Raw genomic sequence first — 16735 nt, 5'->3', positions numbered from 1 at the left:
GTGCTGTTGTTTTTGACTGAAGAAATTATGAAACAAGAGACTGCACTGAAGTTACTTAAAGCTGGGGAAAATGTTTTTTTGACGGGTTCAGCTGGTGCAGGAAAAACCTATACGCTTAATCAGTACATTCATTATTTAAAAGCACGTAAAGTTCCGGTTGCGATTACCGCATCGACCGGTATTGCGGCAACGCATATGAACGGGATGACGATTCATACTTGGGCGGGTATCGGAATTAAAGACAGCTTGAGTGATGATGACCTCAAGCGTATGAAAGAGCGTAAATATTTAAAAGAGCATTTGGAAAATGCCCAAGTCCTGATTATTGACGAGATTTCCATGTTGCATGCCAAGCAGCTAAATCTGGTCAATCAGGTCTTAAAATACTTTAAAGAAAGTGATGAAGCCTTTGGGGGCATTCAGGTGATTGTGGCTGGGGATTTCTTCCAGTTACCGCCTGTGGGCAGAAAAGATGAAAATAATCGTGATAAATTCTGTTTTATGTCCGATGCCTGGGTCGAAGCCAAATTCCGGGTCTGTTATTTAACTGAACAACATCGTCAGGATGACGAGATTCTTAACCAGATTTTGAATGCGATTCGGGCGCAAAATATTCAGGACAATCATATCTCGGCCTTACATCAGTCACGCCAGCATGACATTGGGGAAACCTTTACCCGGTTGTACACGCATAATATGGATGTGGATAATATTAACTATCAGCATCTCAATGAAATTGACAATGAAAGCCATCAATTTAATGCAGTGCTGGACGGTAATGAAAAGTTAATTGAAACCCTGAAATCTTCAGTCCGTGCGCCAGAAGAATTGACCCTTAAAAAACATGCCAAAGTAATGTTTGTCAAAAATAACTTTGATATGGGTTATATCAATGGCAGCTTGGGCGAAGTCATTGGCTTTGAAGAAGATGATAAGCAAGGTATTTTGCCGAAAGTCAAATTGACCGATGGCACCACTTTTCTGGTTGAGCCAGAAACATGGTCAATTGAAAATGAAGCAGGTAAGGTGATTGCCAGTTATCAGCAGATTCCTTTACGTCTGGCTTGGGCGATTACTATTCATAAAAGCCAAGGCATGACACTGGAAGCGGCAGAAATTAATTTAAGCCATACCTTTGAGAAAGGTCAGGGCTATGTGGCTTTATCCCGTTTGAAGTCACTGACAGGATTGAAATTATTGGGCTTTAATGAGCAGGCACTGGAACTGGATAGTCTGGCCATTAAAGCCGATCGCCGTTTTCAGGAACTGTCTGCCGAAGCGGAAGCCAACTTTGAAAATATTGATCTCACCACCCAGCACAATGCCTTTATTCGTCATTGTGGCGGTACGCTGAATGCGACTGAAATCGCACGCAATGAGAAGAAAATTGCCAAAGGTGGCAAGCAGAACTACGCTGCGGCGACCTTAGATGAAACCCGTGCTTTATTTGAAGGCGGTTATGAAATTGAAGATATTGCGCATGAGCGTGGTTTAACGCCTGCCACGATTATCAATCATCTGGCGCGACTGCATAAGGAGCAGGGGCTGGATATTTCGGTGGCCAATCCTGGTGATGAAGTGGTTGAAGAAGTGCGCAAGATTTATAAACGCTTGCATAAGCGTAAAAATCCGGAACATTTTACCGATGATGGTGCAATCAAGTTGCGTCCCATCGTGGAAGCCACCACCCCGCGTATGGCCTATGATCAGGTTCGTCTGGCTTTACTGTTTATTGAATAGGACAAATCAAACATGCCTCATCTCGTTGCCAACTATTCAGCCAATCTGACTGAACTGGATCAGCACACATTGCTCAGCAGTGTTAATTCGGCATTGATTGCAACCCAGCTGTTTAGCCCGAATGATGTAAAGTCGCGCATTTTTAAAGATGAGGCCTTTTTGATTGGAATGGGCGAAACACAAGATGCCTATATCCATTTAAAGCTGTATTTGCTCAGCGGTAGAACGGCGGCACAAAAGCAGGATTTAGGCAGCGTCTTATTGGCGATACTGGAACAAAAAAACTATCTGCCGGTAGCGAATCAATTACCGTTACAGCTATGTGTCGAAGTAATTGATATGCCAAGCGAATATTATTTTAAGACAAGCGTTTAATTTTATGTGAATCAACTGCACTTGATTGCAAAGGTGAAGTTGATTCGTTTTTGAATAAAAATTCCTGATTTTTAGACTTATCCGTACAGTGAGCTATGTTTTTATTTTCTCAGATGATTTTGTTCATGGGCAGAAAAGCTGGTGAGGGCGTAACATTAAAAATATAGACAAGTATGTATGCTGTTTATAAAATGCGCGAAATTTTATTAAATAATCTATAAAAAGATGCTGAAAAATATCTTTCAAGCTTTAGAGACTTTAGGGCTGAACGCGCAAAAACGTGCGATCCATGCTCAGTTCTCCAACTCATCTTTAAATGATCAAGTATTCTTACAATATGTAGAAGGCACTCATCAGCTCAATCAGGGTATTGAGCTTCAACTGCTCTGTCTTTCGACCAGTGCCGTCATTCCATTAAAAAGTTTTATTGGCAGTCAGGTTGCCATTGATATTGTGACTGATCGCGCTGAACTGACCCGTATCACCGGTATCGTGACCCAGGCTGATGTTGGGGCGAGCGATGGTTCGCTCACCTTGTATAAACTCGGTGTACAAGACCCGACAGCTTTATGGCAGCATCGACGTAATAGCCGTGTGTTTATGGCGAAATCAGTTCCAGACGTCATCCAGATCATCTTCAAGGAATGGCAGTCTAAAAGTCCGTTATTTGCAGCCAGTTTGACCCTGGATGTCAGCGGACTTAGCCAAGACTATGATGTCCGTCCTTTTATTATGCAGAGCAATGAAAGCGATTATGACTTTCTGACCCGTTTGATGCGGAGTGAAGGGATCAACTGGCTGATTGATGAAGCCCAGTTAAAAGTTGCCAGCTCAAGTGAGCAGATTCAGGCCCAGAAACTCAGACTGATTGATGATAATACTCAATATAACGCTTTGGATCGCCGTCATATCCGTTTTCATCGCAGTAGCGCCACGGAAACACAGGACAGTATCATGGCATTCGTCGCCCAGCGTACATTACAACCTGGCGCGGTACATGTACAACGTTGGCAAGCCGATGCTTTGCAACAGGAAGAAGGCGCGGGTAGTGTTCAGAGCAAGCATCAACATAGTGACCAGCATGATAACCAGCAACTGGCGCTCGAGCAGGCATGGCATTTTTCACCGGCCTGGATTCAGGACCTGAATGGTGAAGATGGCACCACCAAAGCAGGCAATGCCCAGATCGAAAAACTGAATCAGAATTTAGGACAATACTACGATGCTCAGGCCAAGCAGTTTGTTGCAAATTCGACAGTTCGGGATGCGCAGGTCGGTTACTGGTTTGAATTGAATGAACATCCTGAAATTGATCAGCATCAAGGCGCAGACAAAGAATTTTTAATTACCTCAAAACACTTTTATAACCAGAATAATTTACCCAAGGACCTGACGGATCAGGTTCATGCCTTACTTCAGCACAGTAATTGGCCGTTAAAAGGCCTGAATGCAGCACAGGCCGACGAACGCCAGGCGAATCAGCTGACGCTACAACGCCGTAATATGGCATTGGTGCCAGAATACAATCCTTTGCAGCATCGACCAGCAGCCCATCCACAACGCGCTCGCGTGGTGGGACCGAGTGGTAATGAGATCCATGTGGATGAATGGGGACGCATTAAAGTCCGCTTTTTGTTTACCCGTACAGAGGACCATAGCCACGATGGTGGTGCAGGTGCCAATGACAACGATACTGATTCTGCCTGGATCGATGTCCTAACACCGTGGGCGGGTGAAGGTTATGGCGCACGTTTCTTGCCCCGTATCGGTGAGATTGTGGTGATCAACTTCTTTGATGGCAATATTGATCGTCCCTATGTGGTGGGGAGGATTCATGAAGCACAACGGAGTCCAACCAAGTTTGACAATGTCGGCAAGCTGCCGGATACCAAGAAATTGGCAGGGATTAAATCTAAAGAATACCAAGGCGAAGGCTTTAACCAGTTACGTTTTGATGACACCACGGGTCAGATCAGTGCACAACTACAAAGCAGTCATGCTGCCAGCCAGCTGAATCTCGGTAAACTGAGCCACCCAAAGGACAAGGCTGAGAGTGAGGACCGTGGTGAAGGTTTTGAGCTGCGGACCGATCAATGGGGGGCTGTGCGTGCAGGTCAAGGTTTGTTGCTGAGTACGCAGAAACAGGATCAGGCCCAAGGCGAGCATCTGGATGCGCAGCCAGCCAAGCAACAGATCGAAGGCAACCAAAGCAATGCCAAAGCATTAAGCGAAGTTGCCAAGAACCAACAGACCGACGAAATTGAATCGGTTGAACAATTGAAAGCATTTGCTGAACAGATTGAAGCAAAAATTGCCAGATTTAATAAAGCTTTATTGCTACTGAGTTCACCGGCGGGGATTGGCCTGAGTACCAATGAAGATATCCATGTTTCTGCGGATGGGCAGATTAATCAGATTGCAGGCGATAGCATTAACCTGAGTACGCAAAAGAACCTGATTACGCATGCGCAAAATCGAATCAGTCTGTTTGCGGCGCAGAATGGCATCAAGCAGGTGGCTGCGAAAGGTAAATTTGAAGCGCATGCCCAATCGGATGGGATGGATTTACTGGCCAAGCAAGGCATCCAGATTATCTCGACCGAAGATCGTATAGAAATCATCAGTCCAAAAGAAATTGTAATTACAGCGGGTGGTTCTCAAATCAAGCTCAATGGCTCAGGGATTTTTCCGACCACAAGTGGCAAGTTTGAGGTGAAAGCAGGGCAGCATTTGTTTATGGGCGGGGCGAAAGCGAATGTACAATTACCCGCTTTGCCTAAATTCGATAATAAGAATTGGATTGCTTTGGAGTTACTGGATACCTTGGGTGAACCATATACTGATATTAATTATAAAATTCATTTTGAAAATAATCAGATTATTGAGGGTAAGCTTGACTCGGAAGGTAAAGCTCATCATGACAATGTTCCTCAAAAGGCGATTAAAGTGGAATACGAATTTGATCCAGGTGATGATCCTTGGCCAGATTTTGATGAATTATTCCAGGCAGTAGAAAGAAATATTAAGTAGAGAAAAAATATGTCGGATTTTTTAGATGATGTTGCAAATAGTGCAAAGAAAATAAAAAACACAATCACAGATACGATTTCTACTGGTGCTTCTAATGCACAAAAAACAGTTGCATCGGGATATGACACGGCTAAAAAAGGAATAAACCAGGCTCAAAAAGAAATTTCTGAGAATATAGATGCTGCTAAAAAGAAAGCGCAAGAAATCAGCACTGATATTTCTAAAAATTTAGATGAAGGTAAAAAGAAACTAGAGGCTGCAAAAAAACAGGTGCAAGGGGCTGCTCAACAGGCTGCGGATGCGGTTACTGATCAGACTATTAAAAATGCTTTAGCTTTTTTTTCAGCTGCACAAAAAGGTAGTGAGGCTGCTAAAAATGTTGGGATATGGCTATGGGAAGTTATAAAAGGTGACTTTCATGAAGATCCGACTACAGCACAAATTGCTACAGGTATGGTTGTTTCAATGATCCCTGTCGTGGATCAGATTTGTGATGTACGTGATTTCTTTGCATGTGCAATTCAAGTTAGAGAGAAGCCCGACGACAATATGCCTAAAATTATGATGGTAATTACCGTTGTTGGAATTGTTCCAACTGTAGGTTCTTTTGCAAAAGGTATGTTGAAAATTATACTTTCAACGCTTCGACGTAGTTTTAAAAATGTACCTGCCAATTTTCATCGTTTACCTGCATTCGAGAAAAAAATAGATGAAACGCTAGAAAAAGCTTTAAAACAAGTCAGAATATTTTTAAATAGGGCTGATGTTCAGAAATATATTCAATTTAAAAAAATTGGTGATCCTTATAAATTTGTAGCTAAAAAAATTGAAATAATAATTGCAGAAACAAGTAAAAATAGCTCATTTGCAATTAAACAATCAAAGTATTTATTGAGTAAATTTGATCAGCTGATTACTTATGTTAAGCGTCTGGGCGGAAATAATAAGCTAGTACAAGAAGCCTTGGAAGAGCAAAAAAAATTACAGGATTTTGTGAATAATAAATTACCAAAGCTGTTGCAAGATAATGAAGTCTTAGGAACAGTGATTAAAATGTTGAGAAAAATTCAACGTCGTTTAGAAATTGAAAGTGATATGGCTTTTCGGGCATCTGTAAATAAAACTAATCTGGATCGAGTCTGGTTTCCATATCTAGATGAACTAGAACAGATGAAAAAGAAAACTCCAAGTTGGGCTGACAGAAACGCAGGTAGATTAGTTAATAAAGCTCACCCAGATCCTGCACCTCCAGCTAATCAAGTTCAGTTTTTGAGTCAAGAATATCCAGATATTGGGGAGGGTTTTAAAACTTTTGCGAGGAATGCTGCAAAAGCGACAGAGTTTAAAGAAGGTGAAGTTTTATATCGAGTAATTTCTCCTGCTTCTATGGATAATTCAGTTTGCTGGATGCGGGAGTCAGAATTTAAAAAGCTCAAGAATAAGGATGACTGGCGTCGTAACTTTGCTGTATGGGGGAGCTGGAACAGCAATGGTGAATATGTAACCTATACTGTTCCTAAAGGAGGATTAAAAGCTTGGGAAGGAAAAGTGGGTGCTCAAGTTATGGATACTACAGGGAGAAAACCAGCAGGTCTGTCTGATGCAGAATGGGCAAAAAAGATGGAAGATGCAAAGGAGTTTTCCTTAGAAGGTGGAGCAATCCAAATTGTACTTGACCCTAAGATGCTGCAATCTTCTAATATTAGTGCACGCAAAGCAACAGGTTGGGGCTACGGTGATGATGAATTAGGTCATAAGGTTGATTTAGTTGGCGTACCAGTTCTTAAAAATAATGTTAAGTAGAGAGTAAAAATGATTGATCAGCAAAAATTAGAACTATTTCCAAAAGAAATTTATTTATTGGAACAATTTCTTTCGTATGATTATTACTATGAAACGGTAAAGTTATGGGAGGAGCTGATTCAATATGCTGAGGGATTATTAGACAAATATAGTGCTCATTTAGCACCCGATCATCGTGCCCAACATCCATCTCATCAAGCCGACTATGTGTGGGGAACCATCGTACTACCAAATTTTAAAGGCGTCCTCCATCATTTAGTTGATGGCTTGGATGACTTAAAAGAGGGCTTTTTGCCTATATTAAGAAGAATGAGTGGCATTCGTAATGCTCTTATTGCTCAATGGAGAGATTATCCCTATGACTGGATGGATCATGTTGAAAAAGGCTCGGCTGCTATTTATAAAGCTAAACAGGATATTGTATCAATAAGAGCTAATAATACCTTTATTGCAAGTGATTACTATGACTCGCAATGGGACTATAAAGATCTATTAAAAAATGATTTATATAAAAGAGATGTGGGTATAGAGTATCCTCCAATATTACCTAAATATTATTTAAATCCTAATATAAGTGTAAAAACTGATGAACCAATTATGGTGACAGGTTTTTATCGATCTACTGAACCATATTCAGCATGTAAGTTTCTGATGCATGAAGAAAAAATGTCAGCTAAGCATCCTGAAGACTGGAAATTAGCTCCAGCGGTTCAGTGTTTTAAAACGAATCCTGACCTTTTTACGACACCAGATACAATTGAAAATTCAGAAGAAGTAGAAACGACATGGATACTGGTGGAAAAAGTAGTTGAGGAGGGTGACGGCAGTTTGGTATTTAATGAAGAAAGAATATCTCAAAAAGGTGGAGAAAAAGTAAAGAAAGCTGGTTACTGGTCTACTCCCGCACAACCGGATACAAGGCTCTATTTTACTCAAGGTGCAATATTGCCAGTGCTTCCTGAAGCAGACTGGGGTGAGGTGTATTGGTATTGGGATGGTGACGAATAACTAATATGCCCTTCGGGGCATTTAAAATTTTGAGATTTATATAATTAAAATGATTGATTTAAAGAAGCTAGAGTTATTCCCTCAAGAGATCTATGCAATTGAACAATTTATTTCATATAACTATTACTATGAAACGGTAAAGTTATGGGAGGAGTTGATTCAATATGCTGAAGAACTATTAGATAAATATAGTGCTCATTTAGCACCCGATCATCGTACCCAACATCCATCTCATCAAGCCGACTATGGCTGGGAAACCATCGTACTACCAAATTTTAAAGGAGTGTTACATCATTTAGTTGATGGCTTGGATGACTTAAAAGAGGGCTTTTTGCCTATATTAAGAAGAATGAGCAGCATTAATAATGCTGCAATCGCACAGGGTAGAGATTATCCATATGACTGGATGGAAAAAATAGAAAAAGGAGCTGTCGAAAAATATGAGGCTAAAGAAAAAATTGTTCTAACTCGAGCAACGAATATCTATATTGCTAGTGATTATTATACAGCTCAATGGGATTATAAAGATCTATTAGAAGATGAGTATGTTGTGGGGATAGATTTTCCAGAGTATTTACCTAAATATCAGCTCAATACGAATATTATGGTTAAAACTGGTGAGCCGATCATGGTGACAGGGATTTATCGTTCAATTGAGCCATACTCTGCTTGTAATTTTATGATAAAAGAAGAAAAAATGTCAGCTAAGCATCCTGAAGACTGGAAATTAGCTCCTAAAGTTTTCAGCTTTAAAATGAATCCAGATCTTTTTACAACGCCAGATACAATTGAAAACCCACTAAGGGTTGAAACGACATGGATACTGGTGGAAAAAGTAGTTGGGGATGGTGATAGCAATTTGGCATTTAGTAAAGAGAAACTTTCTCAATAAACTTCATTACTGGTATAAAATGACAGATTACGCTAAAAAGATTCTATTAGGCTTTTTACCTATTATTTTATGTATGAGTTGCAGCAATGGTCAGCCAACTGCCCAGACAGATTCTGATACTGAAGGATTTGTAAAAAAATTAAATCCACAATATCGGTTTAAGGTGCATGGTTGTGCAATTAATTATAATGGTACAGATCTCTAGATGAACTCTGGTGTTGAGCTTTGGCTCAAGGCATTAGGAAAAAATTATAGAAAGGTGGACAGCACGGATGGAGCTAACTTAACCAATTTATATATCTATGATGATATAGGTGTTCGCTTGGTTGAGAGAAAGAATGACAAGCAAATCGATAGTTTGCGTTTCCGTTTAGAACGACCAGAGCATAATATAAAGAAAGAAACAGATGCAGAAATAGAAGAAGAGCTAAAGAAACCTGATACAGAGCAAGTGAGAAGTATCTTTAAAGATGCGATTGATGTAGATGGTGTACTTGTTGGTGCTTATCCAATGCATGATGAAATTAGAAGTAAATTTCATTCAAAAACACGGGTGAGCTACAATCTTACGTCGGTGTGTAATGAAAATCAAAAAGGTGAGGAATTTGGAATTGAGTTAAGTACCAGCTTTAATGATCCGGAAGTAATTGATCATATGTTTTTTTATAATTACTTAGATTCGATGACTGAGGAACAAAAAAAGGAATTAGGACGTAGAACTGATGAAAATGGCAGGGAAATTTGTGGCGAATATTTTGATGTAAAAACTATGAAAATTGTTCCAAGTTACTGTACGCCAGAAGAATTGGAAGAGGAAAAGAATAAGAAATAGTTTTAAGAAAATGACGTGTTCTTGGCAAAACTTTCCTGTGATTTAAATAGATTGTTTCTTATCTTTGTATGACTTAATAGCTGAACTTATTTTAATCAAGGTGATATATTACCATCGCATACTAAAGCAGATGGGGAAGCCTTAGGGTACTTGGATATTGAAAAATAATCTATCCCATAAAAAAACGCACTCATCAGTGCGTTTTATCTCGTCCATATGTTGCGTCAAACAACCTCAATATCAACATACTGCTGAATTAAATTATCATCAAGCATATGAACATAATCCAAAAATGCGATATTAAAACTACCGACAGTCTGCGCATGCTCAAAGGCCAGTTTTCCAGCAATGGCAAAATGAATATGTGCAGCCAGTGCTGCAATCGTAGCTGGAGCAACTGCATGATAGGCCGCGGTTAAAGCACCCAAGGCACAGCCAGTGGCGGTAATTTTAGGCTGTAAATGACAACCACCATTGACCTGAATAACCGCATCGAGCTGCTTGGATATGATGAAATCAGACTCGCCAGAGATCGCCACACACTCGGTGTGTTGCAATAAGCTTTTTGCCTGGGCATATACATCCTGACTGTTTAAGGTACTGTCTACACCTTTAGACTGAATCTGGTTGCCTGCTAATGTACTGATTTCAGAAGCATTGCCACGAATAATACTGGGGTGGAATTGCAGAAGCTGATCAACGGTTTCGCTACGCCATTTCAAAACTGCGCCATAACCTACCGGATCAAGTACCCAAGGCACCTGATGCTGCTGTGCCGTTTTCGCCGAAATTAACATGGCTTGGGTTTGCTCAGTGGTGGGTGTACCGACGTTTAGACTGAGTGCTGCACTGATTCTGGTGAAATCTTCAGCCTCAAAAGGATTATCAATCATGGCAGGCGAAGCACCTGCAGCCAGCAAAATATTGGCAACATAATTATTGGCAACGCTGTTGGTCATGCATTGCACTAAAGGAGCCTGTTGTTGTAAGGCACGCCAGGCTTCAATGACTTGATCAATCAGTTGTTGTTTTTGTGACATGACATATCCTTTATAGCAGCTTTAAGCAGGGCGTTAATGGGTGAAATAGTGATCTTGATGCTTACATTTACGGCAGATCAATGAGACATAATCCTGTGCATCATAATCTACGATCAGATCATTGGAACCACAATACATGCAACGTTTAACCGAATAAAAATTTAAACGGGGCTCGATTTTTCGCCAAGATTTCCAGACTGGCTGGATAAAAATACTTTCGTCATAACCCAGAAATTTAAACAATAATATTTCACTCATTTTACTGAATGGAATGGTGTAAGGGCGTGGCAAGGTGGTGGTTTCCCAACGTTCAGACAAAGCACGTTCACGATATTGTTCCAGCGTCTTTTTCAGCAAGTTGGTATTGATAAACTTGTCATTTCTCGGCTGTAAGGCTTTCTGTTTGTGCAGATATTCCAGTGCTGTCTGGATCAGATAGAAAATCTGCCCGACTGCAAGTCCTTCCATCAAGCGATAACAGAATGCCTGAAAAGGGCGGTTCCCCGCAATTTGAATACCCCAGGTGCGGCAAGAGAACTGCATGAATTGTACAATCTCTTGGTAGAGTACCAAGTACAGCACATCTTTGACTTCATCTGTACTTTTAAAGGGAATACCCAAACTCAGGTTTTCATAAAACCATTGACGTAATTGTTGAGCAATGCTGAACAGGCTTGGGTCCGCGTAGCCATCCAGCCGGATATTCAGATAAAAATGTTCAGTTTCGATATGGCTATCTTGCGATTTCAAGATCCCGGATTTCAGCAGTTCCTGGACAAGCTGGTGCTGAAACAGATAATTGGGAGTAAAGTCATGATATTTAATGTTTTGCCAATGAATCAGTTCATCATGCTGTACGTCTTCACGCGCGTAACCATCGAGCACACTCAGCAAAAATAGTTTATGCAAAAAACTGAGCTGATTAAGACCATAGACCACTTCATCTTTGACTTTATATTTACGTTGTTCTTGTAAAATGGTTTGTTGGGTCTGTTTCTTACGGCTAGCAGTACATTGGGCACAATGACAATTGAGTTTACTATCGCTTTTAAACACCCGATGCTGGCAATGACTACATTCATGAAACTGAAATTCTTGTGCATATTGTTCAGCTTCGACCCAGTTCATTGAGGCTTGGCACAGAGGGCAATGGCTACTTTCATCTAACTGTTTTTGTAGAATCTGTAAATCCATTGATGTTAAACCTATGACCATTTAAAAGGGAATTATACATACTCTGTAGGCAGAGTGATGCAAAGTTTATAGACAGTTAAGCTCTGTTATTCACATCAGCATGACGTTGCTGGATAGTGTCGTAATGACTGAATTCAACCAGATGTATAAAGCCAAAGTTAAATACCTTATACCTTTGTGGCGTTCAAAACGATGGGGTGAAATCTTACATGCTGTGCCAATCTGGCATCACTAATTCAATAATGTGTGAATTGATTAAAATTTTCTTTTATTTTAATGGATTAAATAATCATGCGTTGTGTTGACTGTTTGTAAACGATGGCATAAAAATGAAGTTATAGATGGATCTATTTTGCATTACGGAGATTATTATGCAAAAAAATGCACTCATGAAAGGAATCATGGGGAGTTGCTTGGCGGTATTCGCCAGCATGAGCTTTGCCGCAACACCAGAAGGCTTCTGGAAAAGTATTGATGACCGCACGGGTGAGCAACTTTCAATCGTTGAAATCAAGAAAAAATCAGATAATACCTATACTGGCACAATTGTATACCGCTATCCAGTGCCTGGCGGTACGGTCTTGACCCATTGTGTGAAATGTCCTGAACCATTCAAAAACAAACCTATTTTAGGGCTGCAAATTGCTTGGGGATTGAAAGAAGATCCGAAAAACCCGAATCAATATATCGATGGACGGGTATTAGAACCGAAAAGCGGCAATGTTTATAAAGGCAAAGCCCAACTCAGTGCTGATGGTAAGCGTTTACGTATGCGTGGGTATATGGGGGTTTCTGCATTGGGACGAACACAAGTCTGGCTGCGTACCGATAGTGCAAATCCATAACCGAGCCTGATTTTTAAGAAAGCCTAAACGACTGCTTTGGGCTTTTTTATTTGCCTAAAGAGTACTCATTCTCTTATGAAATTAATGCATAAAATCCGTTATTTCTTATACAAATGAACTCTGGCGTACAGTGTAACTTTATGAAAATTGTGATAATTTTCGTGCTTTAAACCTATCTCTTTGGATAGGTTGTTTTTTAGACGGGGTGAATATGCTAAATCGTATGCTCATGAAAGGAATCATGGGACTCACATTTGCTTGCGCGAGCGCAGCATCATTTTCAGCTTCAATTGAAGGTTATTGGAAAAGTATCGAAGAACGAACCGGTGAGCAACTTTCTATTGTCGAAATCCGTAAAGGCAATGACGGTCGTTATCATGGAAAGATTATTTATCGTTATCCAAATTCGCATGGAATTGCATTAACAAACTGTACCAAATGTGCGGCACCGAATACCAATAAACCGATTCTAGGATTGGAAATTTTGTCGGGTTTTAGAGAAGATCCAAATAAACCAGATTCTTATATAGATGGGCGTGTATTAGAGCCAACATCGGGTCGTGTCTATAAAGGTAAAGGTGTGGTCACGGGTGAAGGAAAGCGTTTACGTATGCGGGGTTATATGGGCGTTTCCGCACTGGGACGTACGGTGGTCTGGCTGCGTACTGATAGCGCCACGCCTTAAATGTAATAAAAAAACCTCGAATCGATTTCGAGGTTTTTTTATGGTTAAAGTGAATGGCTAAACAGGGCATGGTAAGTTTTCGTCCTCCTGTCCAATTTTTTTAGCGGCAATCAATGCCTGTACTTTTTTACTTGGCAGCTTTTCTTTGCCAAGCGCATCATAGGTATTCACAATATTGGTGACTTCTAGTGTGCTCAGCTCAATTCCTTCTGCAGTTAAAAAAACGGAAATGACATGATGATCCACACCTGCTTTTGCGAGATCATGGATTGCCTTGATATTTTCTAAACGGTAAAGATGTGCTTTTACTTCCATCGTCATCACCCTCTGTTATTTTATTGACCTAGATTGGCATAATTGATTAAGCAATAACCATGCACAAAATGTAAAACCCAATCAAAAAATGTAAGTTAGGCGATATAACGCAACCGGTTCTGTAGTTTTTATTTAAGAATGGAAAACTGTGTTGTAATTCTGTCTAAACGTCTAGGTTCTATCCGCATTCAATTTGAAAAGCGCGAGATCAAGCCCAATAAAACTGTTAAAACCAATGTATGCGTCTAAAGACAGGTTGTTCAAGTTGGCGTATGATCGATTGATCAAGAAGTCTTGCCAACAAGACCATCTAAACGACATGATGAAAGATAAGGAATACTGATGAATATTGCGGCACAGCCTCCTGTACAAACAGACCAAACCATTTATTTAAAAGATTATCAAAAGCCAGCTTTTTTAGTTGAATCGATCAACCTGGATATTCAGGTTTTTGATGAGCATACCCTTGTAGACTCGACATTGGTGATGAAGCGCCAGACTGCAGGTGATTTAGTCCTGCTGGGGCGTGATCTAGAATTAAAATCGATCCAGTTAAATGGTCAGGTGCTTAATGCGGATCAGTATCATCTGGACAGTGAACAATTGGTGATCACCGATGCACCAGATGAGGTCATTATTCAAACTCAGGTAGTGATTCACCCAGAATCAAATACCCAGCTTGAAGGTTTATACAAGGCGGGTGACTTGTTTGTGACCCAGAACGAACCTGAAGGTTTCCGTAAAATTACCTTCTATCCCGATCGTCCAGATGTGCTAGCTGAATTCACCACCCGGGTAGAAGCCGATAAGAAATATCCAGTATTGCTCGCAAACGGGAACTTATTGGAAACAGGTGATGCAGGTAATGGCCGTCACTTTGCGATCTGGCAAGATCCAACCAAAAAGCCCAGCTATTTATTCGCCTGTGTGATTGGTGATCTGGCGGTATTGAAAGATCGTTACACCACGTCTGAAGGTCGTGATGTGGCATTGGAAATCTATGCAATTGAAAAAGATATTCCTAAATGTCACATTGCGATGGAAGCTTTAAAGCATTCAATGCGCTGGGATGAAGAACATTATGGCCGCCCTTACGATCTTGATAACTACATGATTGTTGCGGTGAGTCAGTTCAACATGGGCGCAATGGAAAACAAAGGTTTAAACATCTTTAATACCTCATGCGTGCTGGCCGATGAAGAATACACCACCGATGCTGCGATTATGCGGGTACAGTCGGTAATTGCCCATGAATATTTCCATAACTGGACCGGTAACCGGATTACCTGTCGTGACTGGTTCCAATTGTGTTTAAAAGAAGGCTTAACTGTTTTCCGTGATCAGTCTTTCTCCGAAGATTTACAATCTGCTGCGGTACAACGGATTGATGATGTGGCGGTATTAAAATCGCATCAGTTCCCTGAAGATGCAGGTCCATTGTCACATCCGCCACGTCCGGATCATTTTGTCGAGATTAATAACTTTTACACCGCAACGGTGTATGAAAAAGGTGCTGAAATCAACCGCATGATGGCGACCTTACTGGGTAAGGAAAAATATCGTCAGGGTACCGATGAATACTTCCGCCGTCATGACGGACAAGCGGTTACGGTTGAAGATTGGGTGGCTGCATTGAGCGCAGGTTCAGGTGTTGATCTTTCTAACTTCCTGACCTGGTATAACCAGCCAGGTACACCAAAGCTAGAGGCCAAAGGTGAGTATGATGCAGCTGCACAAACTTATCGCCTCAGTTTTAAACAAAGTCTAAAAGCGCATCCTAAATATCCGGACTTGAAGGCAGTGCCAATTCCTGTCGCTTTGGCATTATTCAATGCCCATAGCGGTGAGCAATATACCTTGCACAGCGCAGATCTGTTTGTAAATGATGTCAAAGATGGCGTGTATTTATTTGACCAGAATGAAGCCACGATTGAATTTACAGGCGTGACTGAACAACCTGTTGTATCGTTATTGCGTAATTTCTCTGCACCTGTGAATCTGGTCTTTGATTATTCCGATAATGATCTGGCTTTCCTGATCCAGCATGAAACCAATGGCTTTAACCAGTGGCAAGCCACCCAAACCTTGCTCGAGCGGATTTTATTAGAAGATCATAAAGCCGATATTTATATTCAGGCCATTCAAAACACCTTGCCTGAGCTGGTCAATAAAGATCCTCTATTGGCATCACGTTTATTTGATGTGCCAAGCGAAAATTATTTAGGTAGCCGTATCGATCAGGACTATGAACCTGAGCTGGTGCTGGAAAAGCGCGAAGCCGTGTTGAATCGTTTAGCACGTGAGTTAGGCTCATTCTGGAAAGACACGTATCTGGCTCTAGATCCTGAATTGCAAAAAGAGTTTTCTCTGGCAATGGGGGTGCGTGCGCTGAAAAATATCATGTTAAATATGCTGGCGCGTAAGGGTGATGATGCGGTATTTGAGCTGGCTTATGCGCAATACCAGAACACGGGCAACATGTCTGAACGTTTAGGCGCATTACGTGTTTTGGTCTGGAACGATGCACCGCAGGCGCAAGCTGCATTAGCGGATTTTTATAACCGTTTTAAAGATGAAGCCTTGTCTCTGGATCAATGGTTTACCATTCAGGCCTCTAATCCAAATGCGACAGCTGAAACCATTGAATATCTCACCAAGCATGTGGACTATGATCTCGGTACACCCAACCGTATCCGTTCGGTTAGCGGCGGTCTGGCAGCCAATCCAGTAAATACCTGGAGCTTTGGTGTTGATCATTTCATCAGCTTGGCAGCTTATCTGGATGAAAAGAATCCAATCTTGGGTTCACGTTTACTACAGGTGCTTTCTCGCTGGTACACCTTGGCCGAACCACAACGCACTCAAGTCCAGCAAGCGCTTCAGGCCTTGCAACCGAAAGTAAAATCTAAAAATGTAGCTGAGACATTAAATAGCTTGTTAAGTATTTAATTCAAGTTTCAATTCCATTGCAAAAAG

Annotated in this window: 12 protein-coding genes and 1 pseudogene; 10 read left to right on the top strand and 3 right to left on the bottom strand. The window is 41.0% G+C overall.

The features are described 5' to 3' along the window. Positions 1–27 precede the first annotated feature (27 nt). From IEV39_RS07615 to IEV39_RS07585, 7 genes and pseudogenes are all read left to right on the top strand, one after another. The gene (locus tag IEV39_RS07615; protein ID WP_005284882.1) at positions 28–1740 is read left to right on the top strand and encodes a DEAD/DEAH box helicase; all 1713 of its coding nucleotides are present in this window, start codon (positions 28–30) and stop codon (positions 1738–1740) included. Between the two features lie 12 nt (positions 1741–1752). Beyond that, positions 1753–2115 carry a 5-carboxymethyl-2-hydroxymuconate Delta-isomerase gene (locus IEV39_RS07610; RefSeq protein ID WP_005284886.1) on the top strand — a complete coding sequence of 121 codons (363 nt, stop codon included), beginning with the start codon at positions 1753–1755 and terminating at the stop codon, positions 2113–2115. Positions 2116–2340: 225 nt separating this feature from the next. Continuing rightward, the gene (locus IEV39_RS07605) at positions 2341–5145 is read left to right on the top strand and encodes a type VI secretion system Vgr family protein (protein WP_005284888.1); all 2805 of its coding nucleotides are present in this window, start codon (positions 2341–2343) and stop codon (positions 5143–5145) included. 9 nt (positions 5146–5154) lie between these two features. Beyond that, positions 5155–6948 (top strand): hypothetical protein, encoded by a 1794-nt coding sequence (locus tag IEV39_RS07600; protein ID WP_005284891.1) that lies wholly within the window; start codon positions 5155–5157, stop codon positions 6946–6948. Positions 6949–6957: 9 nt separating this feature from the next. Continuing rightward, entirely contained in the window at positions 6958–7956 is a 999-nt protein-coding gene (locus IEV39_RS07595) for a PIN domain-containing protein (RefSeq protein WP_005284894.1), read from the top strand. A gap of 49 nt (positions 7957–8005) precedes the next feature. After that, entirely contained in the window at positions 8006–8848 is an 843-nt protein-coding gene (locus IEV39_RS07590) for a hypothetical protein (protein ID WP_005284897.1), read from the top strand. A 19-nt stretch (positions 8849–8867) separates the two neighbouring features. After that, positions 8868–9680: pseudogene (locus tag IEV39_RS07585) on the top strand (DUF7738 domain-containing protein). Positions 9681–9904: 224 nt separating this feature from the next. Here the strand turns inward: IEV39_RS07585 and thiM are convergent. Then, a complete protein-coding gene (gene thiM, locus IEV39_RS07580) occupies positions 9905–10720 on the bottom strand; it encodes a hydroxyethylthiazole kinase (RefSeq protein WP_005284906.1) in 816 nt (271 codons plus the stop codon). A gap of 33 nt (positions 10721–10753) precedes the next feature. After that, positions 10754–11914, bottom strand: a complete 1161-nt coding sequence (locus IEV39_RS07575; RefSeq protein ID WP_005284909.1) for a hypothetical protein — start codon at positions 11912–11914, stop codon at positions 10754–10756. Positions 11915–12285: 371 nt separating this feature from the next. Here IEV39_RS07575 and IEV39_RS07570 point away from each other — a divergent pair, with 371 nt between their 5' ends. Both IEV39_RS07570 and IEV39_RS07565 read left to right on the top strand, forming a co-directional pair. Beyond that, positions 12286–12759, top strand: coding sequence for a DUF2147 domain-containing protein (locus IEV39_RS07570; protein ID WP_005284911.1), 474 nt, complete (start codon positions 12286–12288; stop codon positions 12757–12759). Between the two features lie 211 nt (positions 12760–12970). Next, positions 12971–13444 carry a DUF2147 domain-containing protein gene (locus IEV39_RS07565; RefSeq protein WP_005284914.1) on the top strand — a complete coding sequence of 158 codons (474 nt, stop codon included), beginning with the start codon at positions 12971–12973 and terminating at the stop codon, positions 13442–13444. Positions 13445–13501: 57 nt separating this feature from the next. On the opposite strand, the gene IEV39_RS07560 is transcribed toward IEV39_RS07565, so the two are convergent. Further along, positions 13502–13759, bottom strand: coding sequence for a hypothetical protein (locus tag IEV39_RS07560; protein WP_005284917.1), 258 nt, complete (start codon positions 13757–13759; stop codon positions 13502–13504). A gap of 342 nt (positions 13760–14101) precedes the next feature. Between IEV39_RS07560 and pepN the strand changes: the two genes are divergently transcribed. After that, entirely contained in the window at positions 14102–16708 is a 2607-nt protein-coding gene (gene pepN, locus IEV39_RS07555; protein ID WP_005284921.1) for an aminopeptidase N, read from the top strand. Positions 16709–16735: the final 27 nt, after the last annotated feature.

Origin of the sequence: Acinetobacter courvalinii, from assembly GCF_014635545.1 — a bacterium.
In the GTDB taxonomy this organism is placed as follows: domain Bacteria; phylum Pseudomonadota; class Gammaproteobacteria; order Pseudomonadales; family Moraxellaceae; genus Acinetobacter; species Acinetobacter courvalinii.
The sequence above is the reverse complement of the archived record's forward strand: the minus strand, read 5'-3'. Positions and strand labels throughout refer to the sequence as shown.

Bases quoted from the DNA above. Each gene is read 5' to 3' on its own strand.
- IEV39_RS07560 (WP_005284917.1), bottom strand. From the start codon at position 13,759: ATGGAAGTAAAAGCACATCTTTACCGTTTAGAAAATATCAAGGCAATC.
- IEV39_RS07565 (WP_005284914.1), top strand. From the start codon at position 12,971: ATGCTAAATCGTATGCTCATGAAAGGAATCATGGGACTCACATTTGCT.
- pepN (WP_005284921.1), top strand. From the start codon at position 14,102: ATGAATATTGCGGCACAGCCTCCTGTACAAACAGACCAAACCATTTAT.
- IEV39_RS07570 (WP_005284911.1), top strand. From the start codon at position 12,286: ATGCAAAAAAATGCACTCATGAAAGGAATCATGGGGAGTTGCTTGGCG.
- IEV39_RS07610 (WP_005284886.1), top strand. From the start codon at position 1,753: ATGCCTCATCTCGTTGCCAACTATTCAGCCAATCTGACTGAACTGGAT.
- IEV39_RS07605 (WP_005284888.1), top strand. From the start codon at position 2,341: ATGCTGAAAAATATCTTTCAAGCTTTAGAGACTTTAGGGCTGAACGCG.
- IEV39_RS07600 (WP_005284891.1), top strand. From the start codon at position 5,155: ATGTCGGATTTTTTAGATGATGTTGCAAATAGTGCAAAGAAAATAAAA.
- IEV39_RS07575 (WP_005284909.1), bottom strand. From the start codon at position 11,914: ATGGATTTACAGATTCTACAAAAACAGTTAGATGAAAGTAGCCATTGC.
- thiM (WP_005284906.1), bottom strand. From the start codon at position 10,720: ATGTCACAAAAACAACAACTGATTGATCAAGTCATTGAAGCCTGGCGT.
- IEV39_RS07595 (WP_005284894.1), top strand. From the start codon at position 6,958: ATGATTGATCAGCAAAAATTAGAACTATTTCCAAAAGAAATTTATTTA.
- IEV39_RS07590 (WP_005284897.1), top strand. From the start codon at position 8,006: ATGATTGATTTAAAGAAGCTAGAGTTATTCCCTCAAGAGATCTATGCA.
- IEV39_RS07615 (WP_005284882.1), top strand. From the start codon at position 28: ATGAAACAAGAGACTGCACTGAAGTTACTTAAAGCTGGGGAAAATGTT.